Source organism: Conexibacter stalactiti, from assembly GCF_033542075.1.
GTDB classification, from domain to species: domain Bacteria; phylum Actinomycetota; class Thermoleophilia; order Solirubrobacterales; family Solirubrobacteraceae; genus Conexibacter; species Conexibacter stalactiti.
Window position 1 is genome coordinate 1 of sequence record NZ_JAWSTH010000144.1, and the last position, 13,248, is coordinate 13,248.

Annotated in this window: 14 protein-coding genes and 1 pseudogene; 5 read left to right on the forward strand and 10 right to left on the reverse strand. The window is 72.4% G+C overall.

Translation table 11 applies throughout. The features are described from left to right. The 6 genes and pseudogenes from R7226_RS29140 to R7226_RS29165 form a co-directional block, all read right to left on the reverse strand. Window positions 1–331 (reverse strand): annotated as a pseudogene (locus R7226_RS29140) (hypothetical protein); the annotation flags it as partial. A gap of 52 nt (window positions 332–383) precedes the next feature. Then, the gene (locus tag R7226_RS29145) at window positions 384–2,258 is read right to left on the reverse strand and encodes a nucleoside-diphosphate sugar epimerase/dehydratase (protein ID WP_318600988.1); all 1,875 of its coding nucleotides are present in this window, start codon (window positions 2,256–2,258) and stop codon (window positions 384–386) included. 111 nt (window positions 2,259–2,369) lie between these two features. Next, a complete protein-coding gene (locus R7226_RS29150) occupies window positions 2,370–3,386 on the reverse strand; it encodes a DUF354 domain-containing protein (RefSeq protein WP_318600989.1) in 1,017 nt (338 codons plus the stop codon). 16 nt (window positions 3,387–3,402) lie between these two features. Further along, on the reverse strand, window positions 3,403–4,506 hold the full coding sequence (locus R7226_RS29155; RefSeq protein WP_318600990.1) for a DegT/DnrJ/EryC1/StrS family aminotransferase: 1,104 nt from the start codon (window positions 4,504–4,506) through the stop codon (window positions 3,403–3,405). 22 nt (window positions 4,507–4,528) lie between these two features. Continuing rightward, window positions 4,529–5,359 carry an aldo/keto reductase gene (locus R7226_RS29160; protein ID WP_318600991.1) on the reverse strand — a complete coding sequence of 277 codons (831 nt, stop codon included), beginning with the start codon at window positions 5,357–5,359 and terminating at the stop codon, window positions 4,529–4,531. 14 nt (window positions 5,360–5,373) lie between these two features. Then, window positions 5,374–6,555, reverse strand: coding sequence for an MFS transporter (locus R7226_RS29165; RefSeq protein WP_318600992.1), 1,182 nt, complete (start codon window positions 6,553–6,555; stop codon window positions 5,374–5,376). Window positions 6,556–6,694: 139 nt separating this feature from the next. Here R7226_RS29165 and R7226_RS29170 point away from each other — a divergent pair, with 139 nt between their 5' ends. Continuing rightward, the gene (locus R7226_RS29170) at window positions 6,695–7,168 is read left to right on the forward strand and encodes a MarR family winged helix-turn-helix transcriptional regulator (protein WP_318600993.1); all 474 of its coding nucleotides are present in this window, start codon (window positions 6,695–6,697) and stop codon (window positions 7,166–7,168) included. A gap of 3 nt (window positions 7,169–7,171) precedes the next feature. On the opposite strand, the gene R7226_RS29175 is transcribed toward R7226_RS29170, so the two are convergent. Then, window positions 7,172–7,762, reverse strand: coding sequence for an LppP/LprE family lipoprotein (locus tag R7226_RS29175; protein WP_318600994.1), 591 nt, complete (start codon window positions 7,760–7,762; stop codon window positions 7,172–7,174). Between the two features lie 147 nt (window positions 7,763–7,909). Here R7226_RS29175 and R7226_RS29180 point away from each other — a divergent pair, with 147 nt between their 5' ends. From R7226_RS29180 to purM, 4 genes are all read left to right on the forward strand, one after another. Then, the gene (locus R7226_RS29180; protein WP_318600995.1) at window positions 7,910–8,974 is read left to right on the forward strand and encodes a hypothetical protein; all 1,065 of its coding nucleotides are present in this window, start codon (window positions 7,910–7,912) and stop codon (window positions 8,972–8,974) included. A gap of 102 nt (window positions 8,975–9,076) precedes the next feature. Next, a complete protein-coding gene (locus tag R7226_RS29185; RefSeq protein ID WP_318600996.1) occupies window positions 9,077–9,727 on the forward strand; it encodes a DedA family protein in 651 nt (216 codons plus the stop codon). Continuing rightward, window positions 9,724–10,542 (forward strand): undecaprenyl-diphosphate phosphatase, encoded by an 819-nt coding sequence (locus tag R7226_RS29190; RefSeq protein WP_318600997.1) that lies wholly within the window; start codon window positions 9,724–9,726, stop codon window positions 10,540–10,542. The genes R7226_RS29185 and R7226_RS29190 overlap by 4 nt, the downstream gene beginning before the upstream one ends. Then, on the forward strand, window positions 10,539–11,615 hold the full coding sequence (purM, locus tag R7226_RS29195; RefSeq protein ID WP_318600998.1) for a phosphoribosylformylglycinamidine cyclo-ligase: 1,077 nt from the start codon (window positions 10,539–10,541) through the stop codon (window positions 11,613–11,615). The genes R7226_RS29190 and purM overlap by 4 nt, the downstream gene beginning before the upstream one ends. Here the strand turns inward: purM and R7226_RS29200 are convergent. From R7226_RS29200 to R7226_RS29210, 3 genes are all read right to left on the reverse strand, one after another. Beyond that, on the reverse strand, window positions 11,612–12,349 hold the full coding sequence (locus tag R7226_RS29200) for a response regulator transcription factor (protein WP_318600999.1): 738 nt from the start codon (window positions 12,347–12,349) through the stop codon (window positions 11,612–11,614). The genes purM and R7226_RS29200 overlap by 4 nt on opposite strands. A 26-nt stretch (window positions 12,350–12,375) precedes the next feature. After that, window positions 12,376–13,080 carry a CHAP domain-containing protein gene (locus R7226_RS29205; RefSeq protein ID WP_318601000.1) on the reverse strand — a complete coding sequence of 235 codons (705 nt, stop codon included), beginning with the start codon at window positions 13,078–13,080 and terminating at the stop codon, window positions 12,376–12,378. Window positions 13,081–13,145: 65 nt separating this feature from the next. Beyond that, on the reverse strand, window positions 13,146–13,248 hold a 103-nt coding region (locus R7226_RS29210), incomplete at its 5' end, for a flagellin (RefSeq protein WP_318601001.1).

The following is a 13,248-nucleotide window of genomic DNA, read 5'->3' on the forward strand; positions in this document are numbered from 1 at the left end:
CGGCGGCAGCGACGGCCGGAGCCGGTCCGACGGGGCGGCGGGAGACCGGGCCGCGCGCCTGCTGCGTCGGCGACGGGCCGGCGGTCGGCGCGGGCTGCGCCTGCGCGCGCGAGGCGCGACGGGCCATGTCGAGCGCGGCGGCGACGCTGCGCTCGAGCTCGCCGATGCGGTCGTGGGCCTGGCCGCCCCAGTCGCGCAGGCGCTTGATCTCGCGCCCCTGCGCGAACAGCAGCAGCGCGAACAGCGCGAGCGCGACGACGGCTGCGAAGCCGGCGTAGGAGCCGACGTCCTTGACGAATTCTGTGGCGGAGAACGCGAACGTCACGAGCATGGAGCCGGGGCAGTCTAGGGCCTCACGCCGTCGGCCACGGCGCTCAGGGGTCTCACGAGGGTACCTGGGGGCCCGGAGCGGTTCGGACGGCGGCCAGCTCGGCGACCTTCGCGGCGAGGCCGGCGGCGTCCCCTTCGAGCACGAACAGGTTGATCTCGCCGAAGGTCGACTCGACCCATGCCTGGTCCAGCCGCGCGCGCTCGGCGCGCAGGATCTTCTCGGCCGCGGTCTGCTGCGGGCGCTCGTACGGGTTGAACAGCTCTTCGTGGAACTTCTCGCCGGCGCGCGCGCCGACCACCTCGATCGCGATGTCTCTCTCGGGGTCGAGCCCGGAGAGGCGGATCATCTCGCGCGCGAGGTCGACGATCTTGACCGGCTCGCCCATCTCCAGCACGAAGACGTCGCCGCTGCGCTCCGACAGCGAGCCGGAGCGGATGATCAGCTGGACGGCCTCGGGGATCGTCATGAACCAGCGCTGCATGCGCGGGTCGGTGATCGTGACGGGGCCGCCGGCGGCGATCTGGCGGCGGAAGATCGGCACGACCGAGCCGGAGGAGCCGAGCACGTTGCCGAAGCGGACGGTCGCGTAGCGCGTCTCCGGATGGCGCGCGGCGGCGGCCTCGACGGCCCACTCGGCGAGTGCCTTGGAGGCGCCCATCACCGTCGCCGGCTTGACCGCCTTGTCGGTCGAGACGAGCACGAAGGTCTTGACGGAGTGCTCGCCCGCGATCCGCGCGACCAGCCGCGTCGCGAGCGCGTTGTTGCGGACGGCCTCGACGGGGTTCTGCTCCATCATCCCGACGTGCTTGTACGCGGCGGCGTGGAAGACGACCGCGGGGCGATGCTCGCGGAAGACCTCGCGCATCCGCTCCTCTTCCTTGCAGTCGGCGAGCACGGGCACGGCGGTGCGCACGTGGCGCTCGCCCTCCAGCTCGCGCAAGATCTCGAAGAGGTTGTCCTCGGCGTGGTCGACGAGCACGATCCGGCGCGGATTGACGCGCGCGATCTGACGGCACAGCTCGCTGCCGATCGAGCCGCCGGCGCCGGTCACCATCACGACCTCGCCTCTGAGGTACGCGCCGACGCGCTCCAGCTCCATCCGCACCGGCTCGCGGCCGAGGATGTCCTCGATCGACAGCTCGCGCAGCTGGCGCATCACCTGCATCCCGCCGGCCTCGCTCTGCAGCAGCTCGAAGACGGTCGGCAGCGTGCGGACGGGTATCCCGCGCTCACGGCAGGCGCGCACGATGCGCGCGCGCAGCTCGCCGGGCGCGGAGGGGATCGCGATGATCACCTCGTGCGGCTCGACCTTGTCGAGCACGCGCGAGAGGTCGGCCTCAGAGGTCGTGCCGAGCACCTTCAGGCCGTGCTCGTCCTTCATCCCGCGCTTGCGCGGATCGTCGTCGAGGAAGCCGACGGGGCGCAGCCGCAGCGTCGGGTTGCGGACCAGCTCGCGCACGAGCAGGCGGCCGCCGTCGCCGCCGCCGACGACGAGCACGTCACGGGCGCCCTTGACGACGCGCATGCCGCGCTTGCGGCCCTCGAAGGCGAGATGGGCGATGAAGCGCACCGCCGCCATCGAGACGCCCATCAGCAGCACCCACATCGCCGCGACGCCGGTCGGCATGCCGACGGCGACCTGGACGCCGTTGTGCGCCTCGACCTGGACCGGGTGGATCACGGCGATCCCGCCGATCACCAGCACGGCCGAGACGACGACCGCTTGGGCAAGCGCTTGGTAGTCGCGCTGGCCGACGTAGGTCCACAGCCGCTGGTAGAGGCCGAACAGCGCGAAGACGACGATGCAGACGGGGACGACCCAGTAGATCGTGTCGTCGCGCAGCAGCTCGTAGCGACGCGGGATGCCCGAATCGAACCGCAGCTGGAAGGCGAGCACGTAGGCGAGGGCGACCAGTGCACCATCCACGACGAGCTGTATCAGCGAGTGGCGGTGAACCGGGAACGCTCCGGAGCGATACCACCGGCGCATTGGCGGGAATTGTAGGGGTCGGCGCCAGCGGAGGGGCGAAGACGCGCCTCAGAGACCGCCGACGGGCGCGGCCAGCAGCGCGGCGAAGGCGCGCGGATCGCGGCGGACACGGGCAGCGTCGCCGTCAGCGGCGCGCGAGCGCTTCGCGATCACGACCTCGTCGGGATCGGTCAGGCGCAGCAGCCGGCCGTCGGCGATCAGCTGCTCGTCGACGGCGCCGAGTCTGCCCTCGAAGCTCGTGAAGACCGGCGTGCCGAGCGCGACCGCCTCGCGGTTCATCGTGCCGCCGGCGGAGATCATCAGATCGGCGTACGCGATCAGCGACTGCGCGTCGATCGCGCGCTCGGGCAGGATGAAGCCGCCGGCCTCGCGCAGCTGCTCGCGCTGCGCCGGCGTGCGCGGCAGCACGACGGTCTGGGCGCCAGCGTCGCGCAGCTTCGCCAGCACCGCGCCGAAGGTGTCGTGCTCGAAGCGGTGGTAGAGCGAGACCTCCGGCGGCGTGCGCACGACGACGACCGGCTCGCTCGTGTCGAGCCCCAGCTCGTCGATGATCGCCGGGTCGGGCTCGAAGTCGGCGAGGTAGTACTCCTCCTTCAGGCCCGCGTAGCGGCCGAGCTTCGGCACGGCGCCGTAGCGCGCCAGCCGCTCCGGCGGGATCGCCTGCGGCACGACGACCGCCTGCGCGAGCCGGCAGTTGACGGTGTGCTGGACGGTCGCCCACTCGTAGTCGAACGTCGTCGAGCAGGGGATCCGCAGCAGCGCGGCGGCGACCGAGACGTCGTTGGAGCCGTGGCCGAGCGCGAGATCGAACCGACCGTTGCGGCGCGCCCAGCGGACGAGCGCGCCGGAGCGCTGCGCCAGCCCCGCCGCCTTCGCCGACAGCTTCTCGCCGCGGTGGTGGCCGATCGCCGTGTGGTCGATCCCGAAGCGGGCGCACAGCTGCAGCGTCTGGGCGAAGTCGCGCGCGGTCACGCGCACCTCGTGACCGTCCGCTCTCAGCAGCTCGATGATCGGCCGCATCACGAGCACGTGGGGGGAGTTGGTCAGATCGATCCAGACGCGCATCGGTGAAGCCTCCTGCTCAGGCCGCGCCGTCGAGCGCGTCACGCACGGCGACGGTGACCGCGTCAGCGTCCGCGCGCGACAGCAGCGGGTTCATCGGGATCGCGAGATGCGTGCGGGCCAGCTCGTCGGTCGCCGGCAGCGGCAGCACGCGCCCGTCGCCGGTCCACGGCTCGAAGGCGCGCTGGAGGTGCAGCGGCGTGCGGTAGTAGCCGCGCGCGCCGACCCCCGCGCCCGGCAGCGCCTGCTCCAGCAGCTCCGCGTGCCGCGAGCGCACGACCTGCAGCCCCCAGCAGACCTCCGCACCTGCCGTCGGCGCCTGCGGCGCGACCAGCTCCCACAGGCCGGCGGCCTCGTAGTTGCTCCACGCCGCGCGGCGGCCCTCGGCCCAGCCGTCGAGCCGCGGCAGCAGCACGCGCAGGATCGCGGCCTGCAGCTCGTCGAGCCGCGAGTTCCAGCCGATCCGCTCGAAGCTGACCTTGTCGCGCGAGCCGTGGAAGCGCAGCACGCGCACCTCCTCCGCGAGCTGGTCGTCGTCGGTCGCGATCGCGCCGCCGTCGCCGAAGCAGCCGAGGTTCTTGGAGGGGAAGAAGGAGAGTGTCCCGACCGTCCCGAGCGCCGCCGTGCGGCGGCCGCCCAGCAGCGAGCCGGCCGCCTGCGCCGCGTCCTCGACGACCGGCACGCCGAGCGTCTCGATCGCCGCGACGTCGGCCGGGTTGCCGAACAGGTCGACGGCGACGACCGCCTTCGTGCGCGGCGTCAGCGCCGCCTTCACCGTCTCCGCCGTCACGTTCATCGTGTCGCGGTCGACGTCGCAGAAGACCGGCGTGGCGCCGGTCGGCGGGATCGCCTCCGCGCTCGCGTAGAAGGTGAACGACGGCACGACGACCTCGTCGCCCGGCCCGACGCCGAGCGCCTGCAGGGCGATCGTGATCGCGTCGGTGCCGTTGGCGACCGAGACGACGTGCCTGACGCCGAGGTACGCCGCCAGCTCAGCCTCGAAGGCGGCGACCTCGGGGCCGAGGATGAAGGCGCCGCCGTCGAGCACCGCCGCGATGCGCGCGTCGATCGCGGCGCGCAGCGGCGCGACCGGCCGTCTCGTGTCGAAGAGGGGGATCGCCATGGCGGCGACGAACCCTAATTGCTCACGCGAGATCCATGGTGTCGGGGTCGAAGCCGGTCCGCTCGGCGCGCTCCAGCGTCGCGATCGAGGCCAGCTCGGCGTCGCTCAGCGCGAAGTCGAAGACGTCGACGTTCTCGGCGATCCGCGACGGCGTGACCGACTTCGGGAAGACGACGTTGCCGAGCTGGATGTGCCAGCGCAGCACGACCTGGGCGGTCGTCTTGCCGTGCGCCGCGGCGATCTTCTCCAGCACCGGCGCGTCGAGCACCGCGCCCTGCGCCAGCGGCGACCACGCCTCGGTGACGATCCCGTGCTCGGCGTGGAAGGCGCGCAGCGCCGCCTGCTGGAGATGCGGGTGCAGCTCGACCTGGTTGACCGACGGCACGACACCGACCTCGTCGAAGAGCCGCCGCAGGTGGGCCGGCTGGAAGTTGGAGACGCCGATCGAGCGGACGCGGCCGTCCTCCTTCAGTCTCACGAGCGCTCTCCAGCTGTCGACGTATCTGTCGCGCGAGGGCACCGGCCAATGGATCAGGTAGAGGTCGACGACGTCGAGGCCGAGCTTGCCGGCGCTGACGTCGAAGGCGCGCAGCGCGCTGTCGTAGCCCTGCTCGCCGTTCCACAGCTTGGTCGTGACGAACAGCTCGTCGCGCGCGATGCCGGCGGCGGCGATCGCCGCGCCGACCTCGGCCTCGTTGCCGTAGATCGCGGCGGTGTCGATGTGGCGGTAGCCGAGCTCGAAGGCGGTCGTGACGGCCTTCGCCGTCTCGGCCGGCGGCACCTGGAAGACGCCGAAGCCGAACTGCGGGATCGCGACGCCGTCGTTGAGCGTCAGGTTGGGGATCTGGCTCATGCGGGGGAGGTCCTTCATGTCGTGGTGAGAGGTGACTGGGCGGTCGCCGTCGCGGCGCGACGGTCAAGCCGACCCGACAGCAGCGCGACGGCGAGGCCGGTCGCGACGAGGGCGGCGCCGACCCAGCTTGGGGAGGTGTACCCCCAACCGGCGTCGAGCGCCAATCCGGCAAGCCAGGCGCCGGCCGCGTTGCCGAGGTTGAACGCGCCGATGTTGGCGGCGGAGGCGAGCGTCGGCGCGCCCTCCGCCTGCTGCATCATGCGCGCCTGCAGCGGCGGGACGGTCGCGAAGCCGGCGAAGCCGAGCAGCGCGATCGTGACGATCGAGCCGAGCTGCGAGTGGGCGGTGACGGTGAACAGCACCAGCACCGCCGTGAGCGCGAGCAGGATGCCGTAGAGGCTGCGCATCAGCGCGCGGTCGGCGAGCCGGCCGCCGACGAGGTTTCCGGCGACGAGGCCGGCGCCGAACAGCACCAGCAGCCACGTGACGGCGCCGTCGGAGAAGCCCGCCAGATCGGTCATCATCGGCGCGATGAAGGTGAAGGCGGCGAAGACGCCGCCGAAGCCGAGCGCCGTCATCGCGAGCGCCAGCCACACCTGACCGCGGCGGAAGACGGCCAGCTCGCGGCGCAGGTTGGCGTCGGGGTCGGCCGGCTGGCGCGGCACGAGCGCGACGATCCCGGCGAAGGCGACGACGCCGAGCGCGGTCACGACCCAGAAGGTCGAGCGCCAGCCGAACTGCTGGCCGAGGAAGGTGCCGAGCGGCACGCCGAGGACGTTGGCGGCGGTCAGGCCGGTGAACATCAGCGCGATCGCGCTGGCGCGGCGCTCGGGCGGCACGAGACCGGCGGCGACGACCGAGCCGACGCCGAAGAAGGCGCCGTGCGAGAGCGAGGAGACGATCCGGCCGGCCATCAGCACGCCGTAGCTCGGCGCCAGCGCCGACAGCAGGTTGCCGGCGATGAAGATCACCATCAGGCCGAGCAGGACGGCCTTGCGCGGGACGCGCGTGGCGGCGGCGGTCAGCAGCGGCGCGCCGACGGCGACGCCGAGCGCGTAGCCGGAGATCAGCAGGCCGGCGCTCGGGATCGAGACGTCGAAGTCGCCCGCGACCTCGGGCAGCAGGCCGGCGATCACGAACTCCGTCGTGCCGATGCCGAAGGCGCCGAGTGCGAGCGCGATCAACGCGGGTGGCATTGGAGGTCCTTCCTGGTAGCGTCAGAGACAGACGAGCTGCTTACCGGCGTTGGCAATAGTTGCAGACGCGGGATATTGCAGACGCTGGATGTTAGCGCGCGCCGCAAGTGCGCGCACGTTTGCCCTCCGGAGGACCGCCATGACGATGCCCGCCGACGCCGCCGAAGCCCGCGCCCAGGGGTGGCGCACGCTCGCTGCGCTGCACGCTCGCATCGAGGACCGCCTCGGCAGAGCGCTCGAGGCCGCGCACGACATCTCGGTCAGCGAGTACACGGTGCTCGACGTGCTCTCGCGCCAGGACGAGCACCACATGCGGATGCAGCAGCTGTCGACCGCGGTCGTGCTGAGCCAGAGCGCGACGACGCGGCTGGTGACGCGGCTGGAGGAGCGCGGCCTGCTGGCGCGCTACCTCTGCGCCGACGACCGCCGCGGGATCTACAGCCAGGTGACCGACGCCGGCGCCGCGCTGCTGGCGGCCGCGCGTCCGACCCACGACGAGGCGGTCCGCTCCGCGCTCGCGGAGGCCGAGCAGGTGCCGGAGCTGGAGCCGCTCGTGCGGGCGCTCGAGACGCTGCCGGCGCCGCCCGCGACGGCGCTCAGCGGCGGCGGGTGAGCGTCAGCGGCGGCTGAGCGCCGCGTCGGTCGCTGACGGCGGGATCGGCTCCTGCGGCGAAAGTCTGTCGCCGTCCCACGTGTAGGTGACCTCGGTCTCGCCGCCGCTCGGCGACTCGATCGAGTCGTCCGGTCTGTAGAGGCCGTAGGCGAGCGTGATCGCGTCGTCGCTCTGGGCGGTCACCGCGATGCGGCCGCTGGGATCTCTCGTGTCGGTGCCGATGAAGCGGTCGCCGACGAAGAAGAAGGCCTGCTGCGCGCCGTCGTCGCTGACGCCGCGTCTGACGCCGAGCAGCACCTTCAGGTTCTGGTCCGGGCGCCAGTCTCTCTCGGCCAGCGTCGCGAAGCCGCGCCCGTCGAGCACCTGCTCGGCCGCCCGCAACGTCAGCGGCGCGGCCGGCGGCGGGGTCGTCGCGGGCGTCGTCTCCGGCGGCGGCGCCGGCGTCGTCGGACGAGCCGGCACGGTGACCGTGCGCGTCACCGTCGCGCGCTCCACGACGGTCGTCGAGGCATCGTCGGAATCGCCGCAGGCGGCCGCGCCGAGCGCGAGCGCCGCGAGCGCGCATGTGATGGTCGTGCTCCGCGCGATGGACATGCGGACGAGGCTAGTACGCAGGCCGTGCTGGCACGTCCACCCCGGCCTGGACGAGAACAGAGATCTTTACGCAAACGGCTTTTTGCATTCGTTACCGTCGCCGTGCGCGTCCGCTCCGACGCGCCAACTCGATCAAGGGGAATCTCTATGCGCCGGATCCTTCTGGCCGCGTCCGCGGCTCTGCTGCTGACGCCTGCCGCGCCAGCCCTCGCTGACAGCTGCGTCAACGCCGCGCAGGAATCCGATGCCCTGCCGTACGCCTCCTCGGTCCACTCGAGCGGCCTGTACCCGGTCAGAGGCGTCGTCAACGGCGTGCTCGAGTCGGGCGCGACGCGGGGCTACTGGAACGACAACACCAACGGCGTCTGGCCCGACTACGTCGGGGTCACCTGGAGACACGTGAGAAGAATCAGCAGGATCGTCGTGAAGATCCCGCTCGTCCAGCCCGGCTTCCCCGTCGGCGAGACGACGCTCAGAAGAACGCGGATCCAGTACTACGACGGGCCGAGCGGCACCTACAGAGACGTCGTCGGCGCGGCCGGCCAGGACAACCCGATCATCGACTGGAGCGGCCCGGTCGGCACCGCCGACGGCAGCGAGACGCGCACCTTCGACCTCGCGACGCCGGTCACAACTCCGACGGTGCGCGTGCTGATCGAGGACGGCTCGAGCGACGGCTGGTCGTGGCTGGCGGAGCTGGAGGCGTACGACTGCACGCCTCCGAACCTCGCGCTGACGGAGCACGGCGGCACGCCGTTCACCTCCTCGGAGCGCCTCCCCGGCTCCACCAGCGTCATCAACAACGGCGTGCCGTTCGCCCCCAGCGGCCCCGGCTACTGGATGGACGACACGGCGATGACCTTCCCCGACTACGCCGGGGTCCAGTGGAGAACGACGCGGGAGTTCAGCCGCGTCGTCCTGCGCGGGCCGATCTGGATGATGCCGCAGCCGCCCGAGGACCGCTCGATCGGCCAGCTGCGGGTGCAGTGGCTCGATGACGCAACCGCGACCTGGACCGACGTCGACGTGGTCGGCGCGGGACAGAGCAACCCGCTCAGAGACTGGGTCATGCCGCTCACCGACGACGGCAGCCAGCGCGTGCAGTTCGACTTCAGACCGGTCAGAACGACGCAGCTGCGCGCCCTCTTCGAGGATGGCATCAGAGGCGAATTCTCGGTGCTGGAGGAGTTCGAGGCGTACAACGCGCCCTGACGGCCCGCGGCTGACCGCGCGCGCCGCCCGGAGGGGGACCGGGCGGCGCGCTCAGCGACCTCCCAGCCACCTTTCAGCGGTGCGCCGTTACCCTTCCCTGCCGTGCCACCGCTTCTGCTCGCATCGATCACAGAGCCGCTGATCAACTTCGCGACCGACGTCGTCGACGCGATGGGCCTCGTCGGGGTCTTCATCCTGATGACGCTGGAGAGCGCCTGCATCCCGATCCCGTCCGAGGCGACGATGCTGTTCGCCGGCTTCAACGTCTCGCTCGGCCACTACTCGCTGCTGGCCGCGACGCTGGTGGGCGCGAGCGCCAATCTCGTCGGCTCGTGGATCGCCTACGGCGTCGGCTACTTCGGCCGCGTCGAGCTGCTGGAGAGACACGGCAGAAAGCTGCACATCTCGAGAAGACAGCTGGAGCAGGCCGACCGCTGGTTCGAGAAGTACGGCTCGGCCGCCGTGCTCGTGACGCGGATGCTGCCGATCGTGCGCACCTTCATCTCGCTGCCGGCCGGCGTCTCGCGGATGCCGTTCGTGCGCTTCTCGATCCTCACCTTCGTCGGCTGCCTGCCGTGGGTCTTCGCGCTCACCTTCATCGGCAAAGAGGCGCGCGACAACTGGACGACGTGGAAGGACAACCTCCACTACGTCGACTACGCGGTCGCCGTCGCGATCGTTGCGATCGTCGCCTACTACGCCGTCCGCTGGTACCGCAAGCGCGGCGCCGAGCCGGCGACCGACACGGTGTGAGCCCGGCGCCGGAGCCCGCGCTCCCGCTCGGCCACGCGGTCGCGCTCGGCCTGCTGCACGGGCCGGCCGAGCTGCTGCCGATCTCCTCCTCCGGCCACATCACGCTCGTGCCGTGGCTGCTGCGGTGGCCGTACGCCGAGCTCGACGCGGAGCTGCGCAAGGCGTTCGAGGTCGCGCTCCACGCCGGCACCGCGGCGGCGCTGCTGATCGGCCTGCGCGACGAGGTCGGCGAGGCGGCGCGCGGGCTCGACCGCCGCCGGCTCGAGCTGATCGTGCTGTCGTTCGCGCCGGCCGGGGTGCTCGCCTTCACGCTCGAGCGTCCGATCGAGCGCCATCTCGGCACGCCCGCGACGATCGCCGCCGGGCTCGTGCTCGGCTCGCTGGCGATGGCGGCCGCCGACATGCGGCCGCAGGAGCGCACGAGAGAGAGCGCCGACTGGCGCGATGCGCTGGCGCTCGGCGCCGGCCAGGCAGCCGCGCTGGTGCCGGGGATCTCCCGCAACGGCGCGACGCTCGCGGCGGCGCGCCTGCGCCGCTTCACGCGCGAGGACGCCAACGCGCTCTCGCGCCACGTCGCGCTGCCGATCATCGTCGCCGCGACCGCGCTGAAGGGGACGCGGCTGATCAAGCGCGGGCTGCCGCCGCGCACGCGTGCCGCCTTCGCCGCCGGGACGGTCGCCTCGTTCGCCTCGACACTCGGCTCGACCTGGCTGATCCGGCAGGTTGAGCGCGACCGCTCGCTCGCGCCGTATGCCGCGTACCGGATCGGCCTGGCAGCGGTCGTGGCGCGACGGCTGCGACAATCCGGGCCATGAGCGACTCCTACGCTGCCGCCGGCGTCGACATCGCCGAAGCCGACGCGGGCGTCCGCGCGCTCGTCGACGTGCTGCGCACGATCGATCCGGGCCGGCCCTCGCTGTCGGTCCTCCCCTCCGGCCACTACGCGAACGTGCTGAGAGTCGCGCCGAACCTCGGCATCGCCGTCGGTGCCGACGGCGTCGGCACGAAGGTGATCGTCGCCGAGCAGACCGGCCGCTACGACACCGTCGGGATCGACTGCATCGCGATGAACGTCAACGACGTCATCTGCGTCGGTGCCGAGCCGATCGCCGTGCTCGACTACCTCGCCGTCGAGCAGGCCGACCCGCAGGTCCTGGGCGCGATCGCGCGCGGCCTGAAAGCCGGCGCGGAGCAGGCCGGCGTGGAGATCCCCGGCGGCGAGCTGGCGCAGCTGCCGGAGCTGGTCAAGGGCCATCCCTCCCCGCTCGGCTTCGACCTGACCGGCGCCTGCTTCGGCACCGTCGCGCTCGACGCGATCGTGACCGGCGAGAAGATCGCGGCCGGCGACGCGCTGATCGGCATTCCCGCCTCCGGCGTCCACTCCAACGGCCTGACGCTCGCGCGCCGCGCGCTGCTGGAGCAGGGCGCGCTCGGCCTCGGCGAGACGCCCGCCGAGCTGGGCGGTGCCTCAGTCGCCGACGTGCTGCTGGAGCCGACGGTGATCTACGTGCGCGCGGTGCTCGACCTGCTGCGCAGCGAGGTCCCCGTCCACGGCCTCGCCCACATCACCGGCGGCGGCGTGCTGAACCTGCTGCGGCTCGGCAAGGGGATCGGCTACGAGATCGACAGCCCGCTGCCGGTGCTGCCGGTCTTCGAGCTGATCGCCCGCCTCGGCGCCGTCGCGCCGGCCGAGATGTGGAAGGTCTTCAACATGGGCTGCGGCTTCGTCGCGACCGTCCCGGCCGCGCAGGCCGACGCCGCGATCGCGCTGCTCTCCGCCCACCACCCCGGCACCGCCCGGATCGGCTCGGTCACCGCCGATGCCGGCCGCGTCACGCTCCCCGGCCTCGGGCTGAGCGGCGACGAGTCGGGGCTGCGCGCCGGCTAGGCCGGGATCGCGGCTTCGCGGATCGCGATCGCGACGGCGTGGGCGCGGCTGGAGGCCTCCAGCTTGCGCATCACGTTGCGCAGGTGGGTGCGCACGGTGTGGGGGCTGACCGACAGCTCGTCGGCCATCGCCTCGGTCGAGCTGCCGGCGGCGACGAGCGCGAGCACGCGCAGCTCGGCGTCGGAGAGGGTCGCGGTGCGGCGCTCGCAGATGCCGGCGAGGATCGTCGCGGCCGGGCGCGGCGGCGGTGGCGTGTCGGCGTCGCCGGGCTCGTTGAACCAGAGGCCGCCGGCGGCGACCTGACGCAGGGCGCCGCCCAGCTCGCCGATCGAGCGGCGCTTGGCGATCACGCCCGCGGCGCCGGCATGGACGGCGAGCGCGGCCTGCTGCGGATCCTCGTCGTCGGTGTAGAGCACGACGGCGCTGCTGACGCCGCGCTGCACGAGGCGGCGCAGGAGCACGATCCCGTCGGCGTCGGCGAGGTCTAGCGCGACGAGCGCCACGTCCGGCTGGTGCTGGCCGATCACGGCCTCGCCGCCGTCGCCGGTCGCGGCGGTCGCGACGACCGCGATCCCCTCGCGCTCCAGCAGCAACGGCAGACCCTCGCGCACGGGCGCGTGCGGGTCGACGACGACGACGGTGACCGGTCTGCGACGGGCGGCGATCCAACCGTCGACGTTCCCGGGGATCTGCCCCAGGCCGCCGGTCGGGTAGAGATGGTCGTCACGCAGCATCGAACCGGTTATTCGCCGTCGGGTCCTCAACTCATTCGAACGTAGCCGAGCGCGGAGCCGGCGTCGTGGACGTTGCGCTTGACCTGGTTGGAGGAGTTGCCCTCGATCGTCTGGATGCGACCGTCGGGCAGCACCTGCTCGACCATGCCGATGTGCTCGTCCCAGACGATCAGATCGCCAGGCTGCGGGGTCGCGCCGGGGCCGTTGGGGACGGCGCGGCCGGTGCTCTGGGCCCACGCGTAGACGTCGTCGACGCGGCCGAAGCCCTGGCCGCTCTCACCGAGCGGGTTGCCGGTCTGCTGACCGAGCCAGGAGACGAAGTAGGCGCACCACGGGCCGACGCCGCTGCCGGCGGTCGCCTCGCGGTAGGTGGCGATCCGCGGCGAGTCGTTGGAGCCGTCCGGGTACTCGGCCTGGCCGACCTCGCCCTGCGCCAGCGCGACCATCGCCTGAGCGCCCGGGGCGGAGGCGCCGCCGTTGGAGACGCCGGTCAGGCCGCCGAGGCCGTTGACGAAACCGGCCGGCGAGGAGATCGGCATCGTGAGCGCCGGGTTGGTGTTCCCGAGCGAGCGGTTGAGCAGGTTGGAGAAGGCGTTCGCGCTGGAGGCCGACGCCGTGACCGCGGTCGGAGCCGCGGCGCCGCCGTTGCTCGGCTGGACCGGGGTGGTGTCGCGCGGGGCGAAGGCGCCCTGGATCTCTTCGATGCGCGCGATGGCTGCTGCGAGGGACATCAGTCCTAATGATCGGCAGCCGGCGCGATCACTTGACCGCGCCGGCGTGCCTGATCGAGTGAGTCCTAGCGCAGGAGCGAGAGGACGGCCTGCGGGGCCTGCTGGGCCTGCGCGAGCATGCTCGTGCCGGCCTGCTGCAGGATGTTGTTCTTGGTGAAGTTGACCATC

What these genes read in the sequence shown, in the direction of transcription:
- R7226_RS29175 (WP_318600994.1), bottom strand. Translation starts at nt 7,762, where the DNA reads ATGTCCATCGCGCGGAGCACGACCATCACATGCGCGCTCGCGGCGCTC.
- R7226_RS29200 (WP_318600999.1), bottom strand. Translation starts at nt 12,349, where the DNA reads ATGCTGCGTGACGACCATCTCTACCCGACCGGCGGCCTGGGGCAGATC.
- R7226_RS29205 (WP_318601000.1), bottom strand. Translation starts at nt 13,080, where the DNA reads ATGTCCCTCGCAGCAGCCATCGCGCGCATCGAAGAGATCCAGGGCGCC.
- R7226_RS29155 (WP_318600990.1), bottom strand. Translation starts at nt 4,506, where the DNA reads ATGGCGATCCCCCTCTTCGACACGAGACGGCCGGTCGCGCCGCTGCGC.
- R7226_RS29150 (WP_318600989.1), bottom strand. Translation starts at nt 3,386, where the DNA reads ATGCGCGTCTGGATCGATCTGACCAACTCCCCCCACGTGCTCGTGATG.
- purM (WP_318600998.1), top strand. Translation starts at nt 10,539, where the DNA reads ATGAGCGACTCCTACGCTGCCGCCGGCGTCGACATCGCCGAAGCCGAC.
- R7226_RS29170 (WP_318600993.1), top strand. Translation starts at nt 6,695, where the DNA reads ATGACGATGCCCGCCGACGCCGCCGAAGCCCGCGCCCAGGGGTGGCGC.
- R7226_RS29180 (WP_318600995.1), top strand. Translation starts at nt 7,910, where the DNA reads ATGCGCCGGATCCTTCTGGCCGCGTCCGCGGCTCTGCTGCTGACGCCT.
- R7226_RS29160 (WP_318600991.1), bottom strand. Translation starts at nt 5,359, where the DNA reads ATGAGCCAGATCCCCAACCTGACGCTCAACGACGGCGTCGCGATCCCG.
- R7226_RS29165 (WP_318600992.1), bottom strand. Translation starts at nt 6,555, where the DNA reads ATGCCACCCGCGTTGATCGCGCTCGCACTCGGCGCCTTCGGCATCGGC.